General features: G+C 67.0%; 17 protein-coding genes and 1 pseudogene. 13 read left to right on the forward strand and 5 right to left on the reverse strand.

What is annotated here, in order from left to right:
* Positions 1 to 66 precede the first annotated feature (66 nt).
* Complete coding sequence (locus L2D01_08850; protein WBQ09003.1) at positions 67 to 1,491, forward strand: amidohydrolase; 1,425 nt, start codon at positions 67 to 69, stop codon at positions 1,489 to 1,491.
* Positions 1,491 to 2,786: an amidohydrolase family protein gene (locus tag L2D01_08855; GenBank protein ID WBQ09004.1), complete on the forward strand. Its 1,296-nt coding sequence runs from the start codon at positions 1,491 to 1,493 to the stop codon at positions 2,784 to 2,786. The genes L2D01_08850 and L2D01_08855 overlap by 1 nt, the downstream gene beginning before the upstream one ends.
* Positions 2,787 to 3,041: 255 nt before the next feature.
* Here L2D01_08855 and smpB read toward each other — a convergent pair whose 3' ends face one another.
* Both smpB and dapA read right to left on the reverse strand, forming a co-directional pair.
* Positions 3,042 to 3,512 carry an SsrA-binding protein SmpB gene (smpB, locus tag L2D01_08860; GenBank protein WBQ09005.1) on the reverse strand — a complete coding sequence of 157 codons (471 nt, stop codon included), beginning with the start codon at positions 3,510 to 3,512 and terminating at the stop codon, positions 3,042 to 3,044.
* Complete coding sequence (dapA, locus tag L2D01_08865) at positions 3,509 to 4,381, reverse strand: 4-hydroxy-tetrahydrodipicolinate synthase (GenBank protein WBQ09006.1); 873 nt, start codon at positions 4,379 to 4,381, stop codon at positions 3,509 to 3,511. The genes smpB and dapA overlap by 4 nt, the downstream gene beginning before the upstream one ends.
* A gap of 139 nt (positions 4,382 to 4,520) precedes the next feature.
* Here dapA and L2D01_08870 point away from each other — a divergent pair, with 139 nt between their 5' ends.
* A complete protein-coding gene (locus L2D01_08870; GenBank protein ID WBQ09007.1) occupies positions 4,521 to 6,719 on the forward strand; it encodes a lytic transglycosylase domain-containing protein in 2,199 nt (732 codons plus the stop codon).
* Between the two features lie 4 nt (positions 6,720 to 6,723).
* Here L2D01_08870 and L2D01_08875 read toward each other — a convergent pair whose 3' ends face one another.
* Together L2D01_08875 and L2D01_08880 are read right to left on the reverse strand one after the other, a co-directional pair.
* A complete protein-coding gene (locus L2D01_08875; protein ID WBQ09008.1) occupies positions 6,724 to 7,371 on the reverse strand; it encodes a uracil-DNA glycosylase in 648 nt (215 codons plus the stop codon).
* Positions 7,361 to 7,948, reverse strand: coding sequence for an NYN domain-containing protein (locus L2D01_08880; GenBank protein WBQ09009.1), 588 nt, complete (start codon positions 7,946 to 7,948; stop codon positions 7,361 to 7,363). Before L2D01_08880 ends, L2D01_08875 begins: the two co-directional genes overlap by 11 nt.
* 26 nt (positions 7,949 to 7,974) lie before the next feature.
* On the opposite strand from L2D01_08880, the gene folK reads away from it, so the two are divergent.
* The 10 genes and pseudogenes from folK to recO all read left to right on the forward strand — a co-directional run bounded on the left by folK (position 7,975) and on the right by recO (position 16,115).
* On the forward strand, positions 7,975 to 8,514 hold the full coding sequence (gene folK / locus L2D01_08885) for a 2-amino-4-hydroxy-6-hydroxymethyldihydropteridine diphosphokinase (protein ID WBQ11632.1): 540 nt from the start codon (positions 7,975 to 7,977) through the stop codon (positions 8,512 to 8,514).
* Between the two features lie 72 nt (positions 8,515 to 8,586).
* Positions 8,587 to 8,829: pseudogene (gene rpoZ, locus L2D01_08890) on the forward strand (DNA-directed RNA polymerase subunit omega).
* A gap of 126 nt (positions 8,830 to 8,955) precedes the next feature.
* Complete coding sequence (locus L2D01_08895; protein WBQ09010.1) at positions 8,956 to 11,214, forward strand: bifunctional (p)ppGpp synthetase/guanosine-3',5'-bis(diphosphate) 3'-pyrophosphohydrolase; 2,259 nt, start codon at positions 8,956 to 8,958, stop codon at positions 11,212 to 11,214.
* Positions 11,211 to 11,798, forward strand: a complete 588-nt coding sequence (gene pyrE, locus L2D01_08900) for an orotate phosphoribosyltransferase (protein WBQ09011.1) — start codon at positions 11,211 to 11,213, stop codon at positions 11,796 to 11,798. The genes L2D01_08895 and pyrE overlap by 4 nt, the downstream gene beginning before the upstream one ends.
* Entirely contained in the window at positions 11,795 to 12,553 is a 759-nt protein-coding gene (locus tag L2D01_08905; GenBank protein WBQ09012.1) for a pyridoxine 5'-phosphate synthase, read from the forward strand. The genes pyrE and L2D01_08905 overlap by 4 nt, the downstream gene beginning before the upstream one ends.
* A complete protein-coding gene (gene acpS / locus L2D01_08910) occupies positions 12,550 to 12,966 on the forward strand; it encodes a holo-ACP synthase (GenBank protein WBQ09013.1) in 417 nt (138 codons plus the stop codon). The genes L2D01_08905 and acpS overlap by 4 nt, the downstream gene beginning before the upstream one ends.
* Entirely contained in the window at positions 12,963 to 13,763 is an 801-nt protein-coding gene (gene lepB, locus L2D01_08915; GenBank protein ID WBQ09014.1) for a signal peptidase I, read from the forward strand. Before acpS ends, lepB begins: the two co-directional genes overlap by 4 nt.
* Positions 13,760 to 14,440, forward strand: coding sequence for a ribonuclease III (rnc, locus tag L2D01_08920; GenBank protein ID WBQ09015.1), 681 nt, complete (start codon positions 13,760 to 13,762; stop codon positions 14,438 to 14,440). The genes lepB and rnc overlap by 4 nt, the downstream gene beginning before the upstream one ends.
* The gene (gene era / locus L2D01_08925) at positions 14,437 to 15,387 is read left to right on the forward strand and encodes a GTPase Era (GenBank protein WBQ09016.1); all 951 of its coding nucleotides are present in this window, start codon (positions 14,437 to 14,439) and stop codon (positions 15,385 to 15,387) included. The genes rnc and era overlap by 4 nt, the downstream gene beginning before the upstream one ends.
* Positions 15,387 to 16,115 carry a DNA repair protein RecO gene (gene recO, locus L2D01_08930; GenBank protein ID WBQ09017.1) on the forward strand — a complete coding sequence of 243 codons (729 nt, stop codon included), beginning with the start codon at positions 15,387 to 15,389 and terminating at the stop codon, positions 16,113 to 16,115. Before era ends, recO begins: the two co-directional genes overlap by 1 nt.
* 16 nt (positions 16,116 to 16,131) lie before the next feature.
* Here the strand turns inward: recO and L2D01_08935 are convergent, their stop codons facing one another.
* Entirely contained in the window at positions 16,132 to 17,589 is a 1,458-nt protein-coding gene (locus L2D01_08935) for a pyruvate dehydrogenase complex dihydrolipoamide acetyltransferase (protein WBQ09018.1), read from the reverse strand.
* Between the last annotated feature and the right edge of the window lie 27 nt (positions 17,590 to 17,616).

The following is a 17,616-nucleotide window of genomic DNA, read 5'->3' on the forward strand; positions in this document are numbered from 1 at the left end:
ATCCGACAGACGACAGGGAGTCGGCGCGAGGAGCGCTGAACCCGGACGGATCGCGGGAGGGATCAGATGAGACACGTATGGAACAGTCTGGGCGCGGGCGCACTGGCGCTGGCGGCCCTGACCGGGTGCAATGGCGCGGGCGATGAGGACAGCGCGAACGCCAATGCAAATGGCGGCGGCGAGCTGGTGCGGTTCAATCCTGACCCCTACCCCTCCACCTATCAGCCGGCCCCGTCCGGCGTGACGCTGATCCGCGGCGCGAACGTGTTCGACGGCGTCGATCAGCTGCTGGAAAACACCGACATCCTGATCGAGAACGGGCGCATCGCCGCCATCGGCCAGGGCCTCGCCGCCCCCGACGGCGCTGAAATCGTCGAGGCTGAAGGCCGCTTCGTGACGCCGGGCGTGGTGGACATCCACTCCCATCTCGGTGTCTATGCCAGCCCCTCGGTCAACGCCCATTCCGACGGCAATGAAGCCACCGCCCCGGTGACGGCGGAGGTGTGGGCCGAGCATGGCGTCTGGCCGCAGGACCCGGGCTTTGACACGGCGCTCGCCGCCGGCGTGACCACGCTGCACGTGCTGCCGGGCTCGGCCAATCTGTTCGGCGGGCGCGGCGTGACCTTGCGCAATGTGCCTGCGCGCAGCGTCCAGGCGATGAAGTTTCCCGATGCGCCCTACACGCTGAAAATGGCCTGCGGCGAGAACCCCAAGCGGGTCTACGGCAATCAGGGCCGCGCCCCGGCCTCGCGCATGGGCAATATGGCGGGATACCGCGAAGCCTGGCAGCGCGCGGTGGAATATCGCGCCGCCTGGAACCGCTATTGGGACGAGGGCGACGCCTCCGCCACGCCGCCCACGCGCAATCTGGAGCTCGACACGCTGATGGGCGTGCTGGACGGGGAGATCCTGATCCAGATGCATTGCTACCGCGCCGACGAAATGGCGCTGGTGCTCGATATGGCCGAAGAGTTCGACTACCACGTCTCGGTCTTCCACCACGCGGTCGAGGCCTTCAAAATCCCCGACCTGCTGGCCGAGGCCGGCACCTGCGCGGCGGTCTGGGCCGACTGGGGCGGGTTCAAGATGGAGGCGTATGACTCCATCATCGAAAACCTGCCCATCACCCATTCGCTGGGCGCCTGCGCGATGATCCATTCAGACTCTGATCTGGGCATTCAGCGCCTCAACCATGAAGTGGCGAAGGCCCTGGGCGATGGCCGGCGCATGGGGCTCGATATCTCCGACGCCGAAGCGGTGTCCTGGTTCACCTCGGCACCCGCACGAGGCCTCGGGATTTTCGAGGAGACCGGGTCCATCGAAACCGGCAAGCGTGCCGATATCGTGATCTGGTCGGCCCACCCGTTCTCCAGCTACGCCCTGGCGGACCATGTCTATATCGATGGCGCGCTGATGTATGACCGCGCCGACCCCGAGCGGCGCACGGTGCGCGACTTCATGCTTGGCCAACCCGGTGAAGGAGTGCGCTGATGACCCGCTTTTCCATACGCGCCCTTGGCGCTTTCCTCGCGCCGCTGGCGCTCGCCGCAGCCCTGCCCGTCTGCGCCGCAGCCCAAACCATCGCGGTCACCAATGGCCGCGTGATCACCAATGGCGACGCCGGGGTCATCGAATCCGGCACGGTGCTGATCCGCGATGGCGTGATCGCCGAAGTGGGCGCGCAGGTACGCATTCCGTCGGGCGCACGCGTCATCGACGCTGAAGGCGGCTGGATCACGCCGGGCCTGTTCCATCCCCAGACCGAGCTCGGCCTCGTTGAAGTCAGCGCCGAATCCGGCGCGCGCGACAACGCCGCCTCGGGCTCGTCCTTCACCGCGTCCATGGACGTGGCCGACGCCTTCAACCCGGCGGGCAATCATATCGCCTCGGCCCGGGTGAAGGGCGTAACGCGCTTTGCCGTGCACCCGGCTGTGGGCTCGGCCATCATCGCCGGACGCGGCGCGCTGGCTGACGCCAGCGGCGATCCGGACAGCCTGTTCGCCGACCGGCAATTCATGCTGGTGGACCTCTCTGTCTCCGGCGCGCGCACCGCTGGCGGCGCCCGCAGCGCCGCCTGGGCCTTTTTGCGGGCGGCGATTGAAGACGCGCGCTTCTATCCTGGCCGCTTCATGGCCCATCACGAAGGCGACGCCATCAACCGGTTCGATGCGGCCGCCATGGTGGACGTGGCGCGCGGGGCCATGCCGCTGATCATGCGCATGGACCGGGCCAGCGATATCCGCCGGGCCATCCAGTTCGCCGACCGCTACCCCAATATCCGCCTGATCATCGTGGGCGGCGCCGAAGCCCATCTGATGGCCGATGAGATCGCGGACGCGGGCATCCCCGTCATCCTCGATCCCATGCGCAATCTGCCCGAAAGCTTCGACACGCTGGCGGCCTCCAACCGTGCGGCGGCCACGCTGCATGCAGCGGGGGTGCAGCTCGCATACACCACGCTGGGCTCGGATTTATACTGGAACCCGCGCCTGCTACGTCAGCATGCCGGCATCGCCGTGGCCCACGGCGCCGACTGGGCGGATGCGTTCCGCGCCGTCACCCTGACACCCGCTGAAATCTACGGCGTCGCCGACCGGTTCGGTTCGCTGGAGCCGGGCAAGGCGGCGGACGTGGTGGTGTGGGACGGTGACCCGCTGGAGGTCTTGAGCGCCCCCACCGCCGTGCTCATCGACGGTGAGGTCACCTCGCTGGAAACCCGCCAGACCCGCCTGCGCGACCGCTACGCGGTGATCCGCCGCGAAGGCGAGCACGGGTATGCGCATTGATTGAAGGGGCAGCTGCACCCTCACCCTGCCCTTCACTCTTTCAGACTAAACGCCCCGTTCCAGCCTCCTCTCCCCTCTTTGAGGGGAGAGGGTGGGGTGAGGGGTGGGGCGGTCCCGTCCAACGCGACGCAGGCAAGTTAACCGGAAAGGTCCGCCCCCTCACCTTTATCCTCTCCCCGATGAATGGGGGAGAGGGGGCCTCTCACGCTGCGTAACTCGCGGCGAGGCCGGGCGGTGGCTTTGCCGGAAAAACCCTCACCCGAAATTCTTCAAGATCCGCTGTTTGCTGCGGTTCCAGTCGCGTTGCTTGATGGTTTCGCGCTTGTCGACGGTCTTCTTGCCTTTGGCCAGACCGATCTGGAGCTTGGCCATGCCACGCTCGTTGAAGAACAGGCGCAGGGGTACGATGGTGAGCCCTTCTTTCTGCACTGAACCGGCGAGCTTGTTCATTTCGCGCTTGTGCAGCAGCAGCTTACGCGCGCGTTTCGGGTCATGATTGAAGCGGTTGCCGTGGCCGTAGGGCGGGATGTCGCAATTGATCAGCCAGATTTCGCCCTTCTCCGGGCTGACATAGGACTCGGCGATATTGGCCTTGCCCATGCGCAGGCTTTTGACCTCGGTGCCGGTCAGCACCATGCCCGCTTCAAACGTATCTGTGATCTCGTAATCGAACCTGGCGCGGCGGTTGACGGCGACCAGGCCCTTGTCGGGTCCCGAACTGCTCATATCAGGCCGCAGCTTTCCATGGCCGCGCGCACGCGCGCCTTCACCGGCTCCGGGCACGGCGTGAGCGGCAGGCGCACCTCGTCCGAGCACAGACCCAGCAGGGACAGGCCATATTTCACCGGCGCAGGGCTGGGCGCAGCGAACAGGGCGGCGTGCAGGGGCGCGAGTTTGTCGTGCAGCGCGCGCGCCTCGTCCCAGCGCCCTTCCAGCGTGGCGGTCTGGAACCGCGCGCACAGCTGCGGCGCCAGATTGGACGTGACGGAGATGGCCCCCACCCCGCCATGGGCATTGAAGCCCAGCGCCGTGGCGTCATCGCCCGACAGCTGGATGAAGCGGTCGCCGATCAGCACGCGGTGATCGGTGACGCGCTCCATGCGCGCGCTGGCGTCCTTGCTCCCGATGACATTGGGGTGGCGCGCGAGGCGCGCCATGGTCTCTGGCAAGATGTCGACCACCGAGCGGCCGGGGATGTTGTAAACGAAGATCGGCAGGGCGACCGCGTCGGCCACGGCCTCGATATGGGCGGCGATCCCATCCTGGGACGGCTTGTTGTAATAGGGCGCGACCACCAGGCCGGCGTCCGCGCCGACGGTCTTGGCGTGGCGCTGCACCTCGATAGTGGCGGCTGTCGCATTGCTGCCTGTCCCGGCGATGACCGGCACGCGCGCGGCGCACACCTCGACGCACAGATCGATCACGCGCAGGTGCTCGGCGCGCGTCAGGCAGGGCGTCTCCCCAGTGGTGCCCGCGGGCACCAGGCCATGGGTCCCCGCCGCGATCTGGCGCTCGATAAGGTTGGCGAAGGCCGCCTCGTCCACGGCGCCATTCTTGAATGGCGTCACGAGAGCCGTCATGGAGCCGCGCAGCATGAAAAAGTCCGTTCTAGGCTTCGGAAAATCAGGGGCGCGGACCATACGACTGCAACCCCCGTGCGCCAAGGGCGTTCAAGCACGTGGACAGACGGGCCGTCCTGCATCAGCATTGGGAGCGAGGGGCCTTGGAGGCGTTATGTCTGCGATCATCGTGCGTTTTGTGACCGTGCTGGCCGCCAGCGCCGCCGTCGGCTCTGTAGCAGGCGCGCAAGAGCCCTCGCCCCGCCTGGCGCCGCCCGTGCCCAACCACATCGCCTCGCTGAGCGATGCCGATTTCGACCTGTTCCGTCGCGCCATGCGCGCGGCCAATGACGATGAATGGGAGTTCGTGCGCGAGGCGGCCTACACTGTCAGCGACCCGGCGGCGCGCCGGATATTATTCTGGCGCATGGCCACCAGCGATCCGCGCGCGTCCTTCTCCGACCTGCATCTCGCGCTCGACCAGCTGGCCGGCTGGCCGCGTGAGGCGGCGATCCAGCGCGAAGCCGAATGGAAGGTCGAAGAATCCGGCTTCAGTCCGGCCATGATCGCGGCCTGGTTTGAAAACCGCGATCCCCTGACCGGTGAAGGCCGCGTGGCGCTGGGCCGTGCGTTGCTTGCGCTGGGGCGCACCGATGAAGGGCGCGAAGAGATCCGCACCGCCTGGCGCAGCCAGTCCATGCGGCTGAGCTTCCAGACCGATACGCTGCGCGAATTCGGCGATATCCTGACGCGCGAAGATCATGCCGAGCGGGTCGATTACCTGCTCTGGGCCGGTCAGCGCACCGCCGCGAGCCGCCTGATCCCGGAACTGACCCAGGGCGAGCAGCGCCTGGCCCAGGCGCGCATTTCGCTGGCCGCACGCCAGCCGGGCGTGGACGGCGCGGTCAACGCCGTACCGGCCTCGCTGCAGACCAATGCCGGGCTGATTTATGAGCGCGCGCGCTTCCGGCGCCAGCGCGGGGTGGGCGACGCCCTGCCCCTGCTGCTGGAACTGCCTGATCAGCACCAGAACGACAATGCGCTGTCATCCATGTGGACCGAGCGCAAGTTGATGATCCTGGACCGCATCCGCGAACGCGACTGGGACTCCGCCTATCAGCTCGCCGCCAGCCATGGCATGAGTTCGGGCGTGGATTTCGCCGACGCCGAGTTCAACGCCGGCTGGATCGCGCTGACGGGCCTGAACCAGCCGGAAGTGGCGCTGGAACATTTTACGTCGTTGGAAAGCGGCGTGCGCACGCCGGTCTCTCTGGCGCGGGCCAAGTACTGGCAAGGCCGGGCGGCGGAAGCGGCCGGTCTGCTGGATCTGGCGCGCGAGCGCTTCCTGGCGGCCGCCGAGCATCCCACCGCCTATTACGGCCAGCTGGCCATTCTGGCGCTGGGCCCGGACGCGGCTGAAATCGTTTTGCCGCCCGATCCCGACCCCACGCCGGCGGTGCGCGCCGCCTTTGAAGCCCGCACCGAGGTGCGCGCCGTGCGCCTGCTGGCAGAGAGCGGGTCGGATTATTTCTTCCGGGTCTTCGTCTATCATTTTGCCAACGCCGTGGAGTCGGCCGAGGAAGTGGCCATGCTCGCTGATATCGCCATGGACCATATGCGCCTGCGCGAAGCGGTGCGCACCGCCAAGGCCAGCCGCACCGCCGGGACGGCGCTGGCCGAGCGCGCCTATCCGCTGATCGATCTGCCGCGCAATGCCCCGGTCTTTCCCGATGCCGCCCTGACCTTCTCGGTGATCCGTCAGGAGACCGAGTTTGACGCGCGCGCCATTTCCGGCGCGGGCGCGCGCGGCATCATGCAGATGATGCCCGCCACGGCGCGCCAGACCGCCCAGCAATTGCGCGTGCCGTTTAATCTGGAATGGCTGACCGACGATCCCCAGTACAATATCATGCTGGGCATGGCCCATCTCGATCAGGTGGTGAACGCCTATGACGGCTCGCTGGTGATGGCGCTGGCGGCCTATAACGCCGGCGGACACCGGGTGCGCACCTGGGTGGCCAATTATGGCGATCCGCGCACGGGCGATATCGACCCGATTGACTGGGTGGAGAGCATCCCGTTCTCAGAGACCCGCAACTATGTCCAGCGCGTGATCGAAAACGTCCAGGTCTATCGTGCGCGCATGTCCGAGAGCGGCGCAGCGCCTCTGACCCTGCAGACCGACATGGTGGGCGGCCAGTTCCGCCGCGACTTGCCGGCTTTGCCCGCAGACTTCGTCGCCGCCATGCGCGAGGCCGAGGCGCTCGAAGCGCTTCAGGCGGGCGAGGATGGCGGTGAAGACGGCGGCGCCGGGAATGGCGAAGGTGAAGCGACCGACGATGACGGCGCCACGCGCGGCCCCAGCGGGCGCTAGGATTTCACGTCAGCGCCGCGCAGGCCTGTTCGAACACGTCGTGGAACATGGCTTCGGTGAGCCGGCCCGTATTCGTGTTGTAGCGCGAACAGTGATAGCTGTTGATCATGATCAGGGGCCCGCGCGGGCCCTCCAGATCATGACGGGCCCCATGGCCAAAAGCGTAAGCTGACAGCTTCAGGCCCAGAGCTTTGAGCGTGTTGTCATGGGCGATGCGGCCCAGCGTGATGATCACCTGCAAATGCGGTAGGGCGGCGATGCGCGCGGCCAGGAAGGGCCGGCAATTGGCCATTTCCTCGCCCACCGGCTTGTTCTGGGGCGGAACGCAGCGCACGGCATTGGTGATCATCGCGCCGGTCAGGCGCAGATCGTCATCGCCATCGGGATCGAAACGCCCGGTGCTGAGGCCGAACTTGGCGATGGTGGGATAGAGCAGATCGCCCGCCCAGTCGCCGGTGAAGGGACGCCCCGTGCGGTTCGCCCCGGTGCGCCCGGGCGCCAGGCCGACGATGAGCAGGCGCGCATCCGCATCGCCAAAGCTTGGCACCGCGCCGTTGAACCAGTGCGGCTCATCACGGGCGTTCAGCTGGCGATAGGCGACCAGACGCGGGCACAGCGCGCAATCGCGCGCTGGCGCGGGCCTAGGCGTCATCGCCGTCATCACCTTCGTCTTCGGTGGTTTCGGTATAGTCGCGATAGCGACGCTCGCGCCCGACCAGCTTGCCCAGATCGGCCAGCTCGATGAAGGCGTCGGCCTGACGGCGCAGATCGTCGGACGCCATGGGGGGTGAAGATTTCAGGGTGGAAACCACCGACACCCGCACGCCGCGCCGCTGCACCGCCTCGACCACTTTACGGAAATCGCCATCGCCGGAGAACAGCACGATATGGTCGAGATAACCGCAGGCTTCCATCATATCGACGGCCAGTTCAACATCCATATCGCCCTTGATGCGCCGGCGACCGCTATCGTCGGAATACTCCTTGGCCGCCTTGGACACGATCTTGAAGCCGTTATAGTCCAGCCAGTCGATCAGCGGACGGATCGGGGTGTATTCCTCGTTCTCGAGCAGCGCGGTGTAGTAATTGGCCCGGATCAGCCGGCCGCGCTTGCGGAATTCCTCCAGAAGCTTCTTGTAGTCGATGTCGAAATCGAGCCCGCGCGCCGCCGAATAGAGGTTCGCGCCGTCGATGAAAATGCCAAGCCGCTCGTTGGGATAGAAGGTCATCGCCTATGCCTTTCGCTCAATCGATGATGGGTAATGCGTATCGCCGGGCCATTTATGTCGGACTCGGCGCAAACCAAGCATACCGGGGCCGCGCGCCCCTTCAAACGCTCAATTCAGCGCTGCGGTCTCTGGCCGCAGCCGGGGTGGAGACGATCGCCGCTTCGCGCCCCTGGCGTAGCCCGGCCTGGCCGGACCCCGGCGATCCGCCGTTTGTGAACGCCTGTATCGCGGTGCGTACAGCTCTTGAGCCGCAGGCGCTGATGGCGGTGCTGCACGCAGTCGAGGCCGCTCACGGGCGTGCGCGCACAGTGCGCAATGCGCCGCGCACGCTGGACCTGGACCTGCTGGACTATCAGGGCCGCACCGGACGGTCCGCTGGCGGGCCGGACCTGCCGCATCCGCGCCTGACCTCTCGCGCCTTTGTGTTGTTGCCGATGAAAGACATCGCGCCCCACTGGCGCGATCCGGCCAGCGGCGCCACACTGCAAAGTCTGATCGCCGCCCTGCCTCTTGCGGACCGCCGCGCCTGCCGGCCGGCGGGCGGGGTGTTGTGCGCTGCGGCGTAAGGCTTGAAGGCGCCGCCCGCGTGGGGTATTTGCACGGGTTCACGTCTCGCTTGATTGTCAGGAGGCCTGCGCATGGCCCGCGTCACCGTTGAAGATTGCATCAAGAAGGTGGAGAACCGCTTCGAGCTGGTTCTGCTGGCCGCCCATCGTGCGCGCACCATCGCCGCCGGCGCTCCGCTGGTGGTTGACCGCGACAACGACAAGAACCCGGTGGTGGCCCTGCGCGAGATTGCAGACGACCGGCTGGATCTAGACGGCCTGACCGAAAACCTGATTTCCGGCCTGCAGCGCGTCATCCCGTCGGACGACGAGGAAGAGGCCGAGCGCGAGCGTCAGGCCGAGGCCCGACCGGCCCTGCCCGCCCCGGAAATGGACGAAGCCGCCATGCTCAAGGCGCTGCAGTCCGACCGCGACGGACCGGCTGACGGCCGACTCTAAGCCGTGACGGCGCTGGCGACCCCGTCTGCGCTTCTGCCCGCCGACGCCATTCCCAGCGCCGACGCCCTGGTGGCGCGTGTTCAGGCCTACGACCCCCGGGTCGATGGCGATCTGATCACGCGCGCCTATAATTTTTCCAAGCTCCATCATCAGGGCCAGTTCCGAAAATCCGGCGAGCCCTATTACGGGCACACGGTTGCAGTGGCGATGCTGCTGGCCGAGCTGCGCCTCGACGCGGCCACGATCTGTACCGGCCTCTTGCACGACACGGTCGAAGACACCGACGCGACGCCCGAAGATATCATCGAACAGTTTGGCGAGGACATCGCTCAGCTTGTGGACGGCGTGACCAAGCTGGGTCAGATGGAGCTCGGCTCCAAGCGCACCAAGCAGGCGGAAAACCTGCAGAAGCTCGTGGTGGCGATCACCCGCGATGTCCGCGTCCTGCTGGTGAAGCTGTGCGACCGCATGCACAATATGCGCACGCTCCATTTCCATTCACGCCAGGACAAGCGCGAGCGCATCGCACGCGAAACGCTGGAGATCTATGCGCCGCTGGCCCGGCGCATCGGCGTGAACCGGGTTTGCACCGAGCTGGAGGATCTGGCGTTCCGGAACCTCAACCCGGCCGCATACGAATCCATTCACCGCCGTCTTGAGGATTTGCGCGTCACGCGCCATGACGCCGTGGCGTCGGTTTCTGCCAAGCTGTCGGACTTGCTCGACGAGGCGGGGCTGGACTGTGTGGTGTTTGGCCGGGAGAAGCGCCCTTACTCGATCTGGCGCAAGCTGGAGCGCAAAGGCGTCTCGTTCGACGATATCGCCGACATCTATGCGTTCCGGATTCTGGTGGAGAACCCCATCGATTGCTACACCGCGCTGGGTCTCGTCCATCAGCGCTGGCGCAGCGTGCCCGAGCGCTTCCGCGACTATATCTCCACGCCCAAGCCGAATAATTACCGCTCGCTGCACACCACCATTATCGGCCCGTCCAACATTCGCATCGAGCTGCAGATCCGCACCCATGACATGGACCGGATCGCAGAGACCGGCGTGGCCGCGCACTGGCGCTACAAGTCAGGCGGATACGCCTATGACGCGGCGGCAGCCGAGGAAGCCGGCGGCGATCCGCTGGAACGCCTGCGCCCGCTGATGGAAATCCTCGAACAGGGCGGCGATCCGGAGGATTTCCTCGAGCACGCCAAGCTCGAAATGTTCGCCAACGAGGTCTATTGCTTCACCCCCAAGGGCGAGCTGATCGCCCTGCCTGGCGGCGCCACGCCGCTGGATTTCGCCTATGCGGTGCACACCGAACTCGGCCACGCCGCCATCGGCGCGAAGATCAACGGGCGCGACCGCCCGCTGCGCACCCGGCTCAATAACGGCGACATGATCGAGATCATCAAGGGCGGCGTGCGCCAACCTCCGGCGGGCTGGGAAGATCTGGTGATCACCGGGCGCGCGCGCGCCGCGATCCGCCGCCTGATCCGCTCTTCGGAAGTCGAAGAATTCATACGCATCGGCAAGGTGATCGCCGAGCACGCCTTCCTGCGCGAGGGCAAAGTGTTCCGCGAATCCGCGCTGGGCGACGCCCTGCGCCGTCTGGAGATGGACAGCGTGGACGATCTCTACCACGCGCTGGGCAAGGGCCGGATTTCGTCCATCGGCTTGCTGGAAGCGGTCTATCCCGGTCATCGCGAAATGCGCGGGCGGCGGCCTCAGGACCGCGAGCGCATCGCCGACGCCAAGGCCGGGCTCTATGTCCACGGACGCGGCCTGACCCCGGGCGTGAGCCTGCATTTCGCGCCCTGCTGCTCGCCTATGCCCGGCGACCGGATCGTGGGCGTGATGCGCGAGGGCAAGGGCGTGGAGGTGCACGTCATCGACTGCGAGCGCCTGGCCGAGATGGAAGACGAGCAGTCGCTGGAAAACTGGATCGATCTCAAATGGACCCCGGAAGCGGGCGCCCATGGCGTGTCCATCGGCCGGGTTCTGGCCACGGTGCGCAATGAGCCCGGCGTGCTGGCCGAGATCGCCGGCGCGGTGGGCGAGGCCGGGGGCAATATCACCGATGTGAAAACCCTGCAGCGCACGCGTGACTTTTTCGAGATGGCGTTCGATGTGGAAGTGTTCGACGCGCGCCACCTGAACAATATAGTGGCGGCGCTGAAAACCAGCGACAAGGTGGTCACTGCCGAGCGTGCGCGCCGGCCGGGCGACATCCCCGACTACGAACCGAGGACCGAGCAGGAGCCGGCATGACGACGGACGACGTACTGGAAGAATTCCGCCAGGCGGGCGCGCTTCTGGAAGGGCATTTTATCCTCTCCTCGGGCCTGCGCAGCTCCGTCTTCCTGCAAAAGGCGCTGGTGTTCCGCGATGCGGCGCGCACGGGCCGCCTCTGCACGGCGCTGGCTGAAAAGATCAAGGCGGGCGGCCACGGTCCCTTCACCGCCATCGTGTCACCCGCGCTGGGCGGAATTATTCCGGGCTATGAGACGGCGCGGGTGATGGGCCTGCCCTTCCTGTTCGTGGAGCGCGAGAACGGCGAGTTCGCCCTGCGCCGCGGGTTCGAGCTGAACGCCGCCGACCGGGTGCTGGTGATCGAGGATATCGTGACCACCGGCCTGTCCTCACGCGAGTGCATCGCGGCCATCCAGGCGACGGGGGCGAAAGTCGTCGCCCAGGGCTGTCTGGTGGACCGCTCGGGCGGCAAGGCGAGCGTGGGCGTGCCGCTGGTGTCGCTGGCGACGGTCAGCTTCCCGGCCTATCCGGCCGACCAGCTGCCGCCTGAGCTGGAACGCATACCGGCCATCAAGCCGGGCAGTAGGGGGCTGAACCCGTGAGCGCACATCCGGTCCGCCTTGGCGTCAATATCGATCATGTCGCCACCATCCGGAACGCGCGCGGCGGCGCCTTGCCTGATCCCGTGCGCGCAGCCCATCTGGCCGTGGAAGCGGGCGCGGATGGCATCACCGCGCACCTGCGCGAAGACCGCCGCCATATCTCCGACGCCGATATCGAGCGCCTGTCCAAAGAGCTATCGGTCCCGCTCAATCTGGAAATGGCGGCCACCGACGAGATGCTGGAGATCGCCCTGCGCCATGCGCCGCACGCGGTCTGCCTGGTGCCGGAAAAGCGGGAGGAGCGCACCACCGAAGGCGGGCTGGACGTGGCCGCGCACCACGCCCATCTGCGCCCCTTCATCGCCGCCCTGAACAAGGCCGGCTGCCGCGTCTCGCTGTTCATCGAGCCCGACCCGGTGCAGATCGCCGTGGCCGAGGCGCTGGGCGCATCGGTCATCGAGCTGCATACCGGGACCTATTGCGAGCATTGCCATGCAGGACGGCGCAAGAAGGCGGCAGCCGAGCTCAAACGCCTGACCATAGCCGCGAAGGAAGGCGCGCGGCGCGGGCTGGAGATTCACGCCGGCCACGGCCTGACCTTCGACACGGTCCAGCCGATCGCCGCCATCCCTCAGGTGCGTGAGCTCAATATCGGTCATTTCCTGATCGGCGAGGCGATCTTCACCGGGCTCGGCGATGCGGTGACCCAGATGCGCGCTTTGATCAACGCCGCCCGCGCTGAGCTGCCGGCATGATACTGGGCGTCGGAACCGACATTATCGATATCCGGCGGATCGAGCGGTCCATCGAGCGGTTCGGCGACAAGTTCCGCAACCGGGTCTTCACCGAAATCGAACGCGCCAAGGCCGCCAGCCGGCGCCGCTCGGCCGATACCTTCGCCAAACGCTTCGCCGCCAAGGAAGCCTGCGCCAAGGCGCTGGGCACCGGGATTTATCGCGGCGTGACCTGGCAGCAGATGGAAGTGATCAATCTCAAGGGCGGCCAACCGACCCTAAAGCTGACCGGCGCCGCAGCCGAGCGCCTGCAGTCGCTGACGCCAGACGGTCTGGAGCCGCGCATCCACGTCACCCTGACCGATGATTATCCCTGGGCGCAGGCCTTTGTGATCATCGAGGCGCTGGACCCGGCCCGGCCGGGGGCCGCGTGAACGCCGCCGACCCGGCCCGCGCGCGCCGCGCCCGGCGCATCGGGCGGGCCTTGCGCCGTGTGCGCGCCGACCAGCGTCTGATTGTCACCCTGATCCTCGCCGCCATTTTGGCGTTGGGCGTGCGCACGCTGGTGTTTCAGCCCTTCACCATTCCGTCGGACTCCATGCGCCCGGCGCTGGAGCCTGGCGACTATATCGCCGTGTCCAAATGGCCCTATGGCTGGTCGCGCGTCTCCCTGCCCCTGTCGCCGCCTGTGGGACCGGGACGGGTGTTCGGCTCGACGCCCCTGCGCGGCGATATTGTGGTGTTCTCGCCCGCTCACGCGCAGGGCTCGGCCTATGTCAAACGCGTCATCGGGCTTCCCGGCGATATGATCACGCTGACCGGGGGCATGGTGTTCATCAATGGGGAACCTGCGCCGCGCGGCCTTCTGGACGAGGAGACGCGCATCGGACCCGATGGCGAGCTGACGCGCTATGCGCGCTGGCAGGAAATCCTGGGCGACGGGCGGGCCTGGGACGTGCTGCATGGCGCGCCGGGCGTATATGACGATTATGGCCCCGTGCTGGTGCCCGAAGGCCATATCTTCGTGCTGGGCGATAATCGCAGCGAGTCGCGCGACAGCCGCGCCGCGCCGCCTGAAGGTCCCGGCATGGTGCGCATCGATTCTGTGATCGGCCGCGCAGACCGGGTGCTGATCTCGGTGCGCCCCGATTTCAGCCTGTGGCGTCCCTGGACCTGGGCGCGCATCCGCGCCGGACGCACCCTGGCGCCCCTGGACCCGGAGCCGAGATGAGCGACCGTTTCAAGGATGTCCAGGCGCGCATCGGGCACGCCTTCGCCGATCCGGCCCTGCTGGAGCGCGCCCTCACCCACGCCTCTCACGGCGACGGGCGCTCGCGCGACGCGTCCAATGAGCGGCTGGAGTTTCTAGGCGACCGGGTGCTGGGCCTGATGGCAGCAGAAGCCCTGCATGAGCGCTTCCCTGAACTAAACGAGGGCGGGCTGGCCGTGCGCCTCAATGCGCTGGTCAACAAGAACGCCTGCGCGCGCGCCGCGCAGCGCTGCGGTCTGGGCGAAGGCCTGCGCCTGTCAGCCGCCGAAGCGCGCCTGGGCGGACGCGAAAAAGCCTCCATCCTGGCCGATGCCTGCGAGGCGGTGATCGGCGCGCTGTTTCTTGATGGCGGGATGGACGCGGCGCGCGCCTTCTTCCTGACTCAGTGGGAAGAGGAGCTGGACGGCCTGAAACGCCGCCCGCGCGACGCCAAGTCCCGCCTGCAGGAATGGGCGGCCCAGACCGGGCGCCCGCCCCCCGTCTACACGGTCCTCTCGCGCAAGGGTCCCGATCATCGCCCTAACTTCACCGTGGAGGTGCGCGTGGGCGAGCTTCGCGGCGAAGCCGAGGGTGCATCCAAACAGGGGGCCGAGCGTGCGGCCGCCGATCAGCTTCTGTCCGCGGAGACAAGCCTTTGACCGATACCCCTACCGACACCGCCCGCAAATCCGGTGCGCCGTCCCGCGCCGGCTTCGCCGCCATCATCGGCGCGCCGAACGCCGGCAAATCCACGTTGGTCAACGCGCTGGTGGGCCGCAAGGTCTCCATCGTCACGCCCAAGGTGCAGACCACCCGTTTCCAGATCCGCGGCGTGATGCTGCGCGGCGCCGCCCAGATCGTGCTGGTCGACACGCCCGGCGTGTTCCGCCCGCGCCGCCGGCTGGACCGGGCCATGGTCGCCGCCGCCTGGGACGGGGCGTCGGACGCCGACATCATCGTCCACGTGGTGGACGCAGCCGCCCAGCTCAAAGGCGGGGGCAAGAGCGTGGAGGATGTGGACCGCGTGATCGAGGGGCTGAAAGTCCATGACCTCAAGGCGATCCTCGCCATCAACAAGATCGATCTGGTGCGCCGTGAAGAGCTCTTGGAGCTGTCGCGCCAGCTTTATGAGAGCGGCGTCTATACCGACGTGTTCATGATCAGCGCCACCAACGGCGACCGCACGGCGGATCTGGCCGACGCGCTGGGCCGCGCCATGCCCGACAGCCCTTGGCTCTATCCTGAAGACCAGATCGCCGATCTGCCCGAGCGCATGCTGGCCGCCGAAATTACCCGCGAGAAGCTGTATCTGCGCGTCCACGAGGAGCTGCCCTACGCGCTCACCGTGGAGACCGAGGACTGGAAGGACCAGAAGGACGGGTCGGTCCGCATCGAGCAGACCATCTATGTGGAGCGCGAAGGTCACAAGCCGATCATTATCGGCAAGGGCGGCGCCACGCTGCGCTGGATCGGCGAGCATGCGCGCGTCGAGCTCGAAGGCGATCTGGGCCGGCGCGTGCACCTGTTCCTGCATGTGAAAGTGCGCCCGGGCTGGAGCGAGGAGCGTGCGCGCTTCTCCGCCCTCGGCCTTGAGTTTGACGTGTAATGGAGTGGACGGCGTCAGGCCGCATCCTGGCGGTGCGTCCCCACGGTGAGACCAGCGCCGTGGTGGAGATCCTGACCGCCGAGCATGGCCGCCATGCCGGTCTGGTGCGCGGCGGGCGCTCGCGCACGATGCGCCCCGTGCTGCAGCCGGGAAACCGCGTGCGCGCGGTCTGGCGCGCGCGGCTGGAGGAACATCTGGGCGCTCTGACGGTGGAAGCCGAAGACCTCTCCACCGGCGCGATCATGGAGGACCCGCTGGCGCTGGCGGGCCTCAACGCATTGTGCGCCATGGCCTCGCTCTGCCTGCCCGAGCGCGAACCGCACCCGCGCGTGGCCGAGGCCTTTGATCTGGTCACGGAGCATCTCACCGACCCACAGATGTGGCCGGCGCTGTATGTCCGCTGGGAGCTCGGCGTGCTGGCCGATCTTGGCTACGGCCTCGATCTGCGCCATTGCGCGGCCACGGGCGTGACGGAGAACCTCATTTATGTCAGCCCCAAATCCGGCCGCGCAGTCAGCGCCGAAGGCGGCGCGCCGTGGGCGGACAAGATGCTCGCCCTGCCCGGATTCCTCACAGGCTCCGGTGAAGTCCGGCCCGGCGATATCGGCGCGGGGCTGAGGCTCAGCGCCCATTTCCTGGAGCGCCGCGTGCTCTGGCCCGCCGACAAGCGCCTGCCCGACGCCCGCGCTCGCCTGATCGAACGGCTTGAGGCGGAGCAGCGGGTTTAGGGCGCGCCAGGCGCGCCTACATCAACATCGTCACCGGGTCTTCGATGAAGCCTTTGAACGCCGCGATCCAGCGTGCGCCAGTCGCCCCGTCCACCACGCGGTGATCGCAGGTGAGCGTGACGGTCATGACGGTGGCTTTCGCCAGCGCGCCATCGGTGATCACCGGCCGTTCCTCGCCCGCGCCCACGCTCAAGATCATGCCCTGGGGCGGGTTGAGGATGGAGGCGAAGGAATTGATTCCGAACATGCCCAGATTGGACAGGGAGAAGGTGCCGCCCTGAAACTCTTCCGGCTTCAGCTTGCGGTCGCGCGCGCGGGCGGCGAGGTCCTTCATCTCGGCGGAGATTTGCGCCAGGCCCTTCTGGTCGGCGTCAAAGATGATCGGCGTGATCAGACCGCCCTCGATGGCCACGGCCACCGATACGTCCGCGTGCTTGTGCACCGCCACGCGCCCGTCCTCGATCCAGCTGGCATTGGCCTCGGGCACGCGTTTCAGCGCCAGGCCCGACGCCTTGATCAGGATGTCATTGACCGATACCTTCACGCCGTCAGGCGCCTTGTCATTGATCTGCTTGCGGAAAGCCAGCAGCGTATCGAGGCGGCAATCCACATTGAGCGGGAAGTGCGGCACGTCGCGGAAGGAGTCCGTGAGGCGCCTTGCGGAGATCTTCTGGATGCCGTCAGCCTTGCGCAGCTCATAACGCGACGCCGCAATGCCATAGCGCGCCAGCGGTTCGTGCTCGTCGATCTGCGGCTTGGGCGCGGGCTCTGGCGCCGGCCTGGCGCCTGGAGCGCCGGCGCGGGGCGCTTCTGCGAGGGGAGCGTCCTGTCTTTTCGCGGCGGGGGCCGCTTTGGAGGCCGCCTCCACATCGCGCTTGATGATCCGCCCGCCGGGGCCGGAGCCTTCCATGTCCGACAGGCTCAGCCCGGCCTGCTCGGCCAGGCGGCGCGCGAGTGGCGAGGCTTTGATGCGTATGGCGTCTCTCTCCTTTTTTTCTTTCCCGGTTTCGGAGCCGCCGCTCCCCCCACCCCGGCCCTCCCCCGAGGGGGAGGGAGAAGATGTGGAGCCGTTGGTCGATTTCTTGGCGGAGGGCGCATCATCCTTCGCGCCGCTCTCAGCTTGGCGGGACCCTTCTCCCTCCCCTTGAGGGGAGGGTCGGGGTGGGGTGTCGCCACCGGACGATGACTTCGGTCCGCCAGACCCAGCCCCCTCCAGCGCGCCCTTGTCCTCGCCCTCGTCCAGAAGCAGCGCGATCACCGCATTGACCTTCACGCCCTCGGTTCCGGCCTCCACGAGGATTTTGCCCATCACGCCTTCATCGACGGCTTCCACCTCCATGGTCGCCTTGTCGGTCTCGATCTCGGCGATGACATCGCCCGATTTCACCGCATCGCCTTCCTTGACGAGCCAGGACGAGAGCGTGCCCTCCTCCATGGTGGGCGACAAAGCGGGCATCAGGATTTTAATGGGCATGGGGGATTACTCGAAAATGGCGAAGGT

It is taken from the genome of Hyphomonadaceae bacterium ML37 (genome assembly GCA_027627685.1).
Taxonomy (GTDB): domain Bacteria; phylum Pseudomonadota; class Alphaproteobacteria; order Caulobacterales; family Maricaulaceae; genus Oceanicaulis.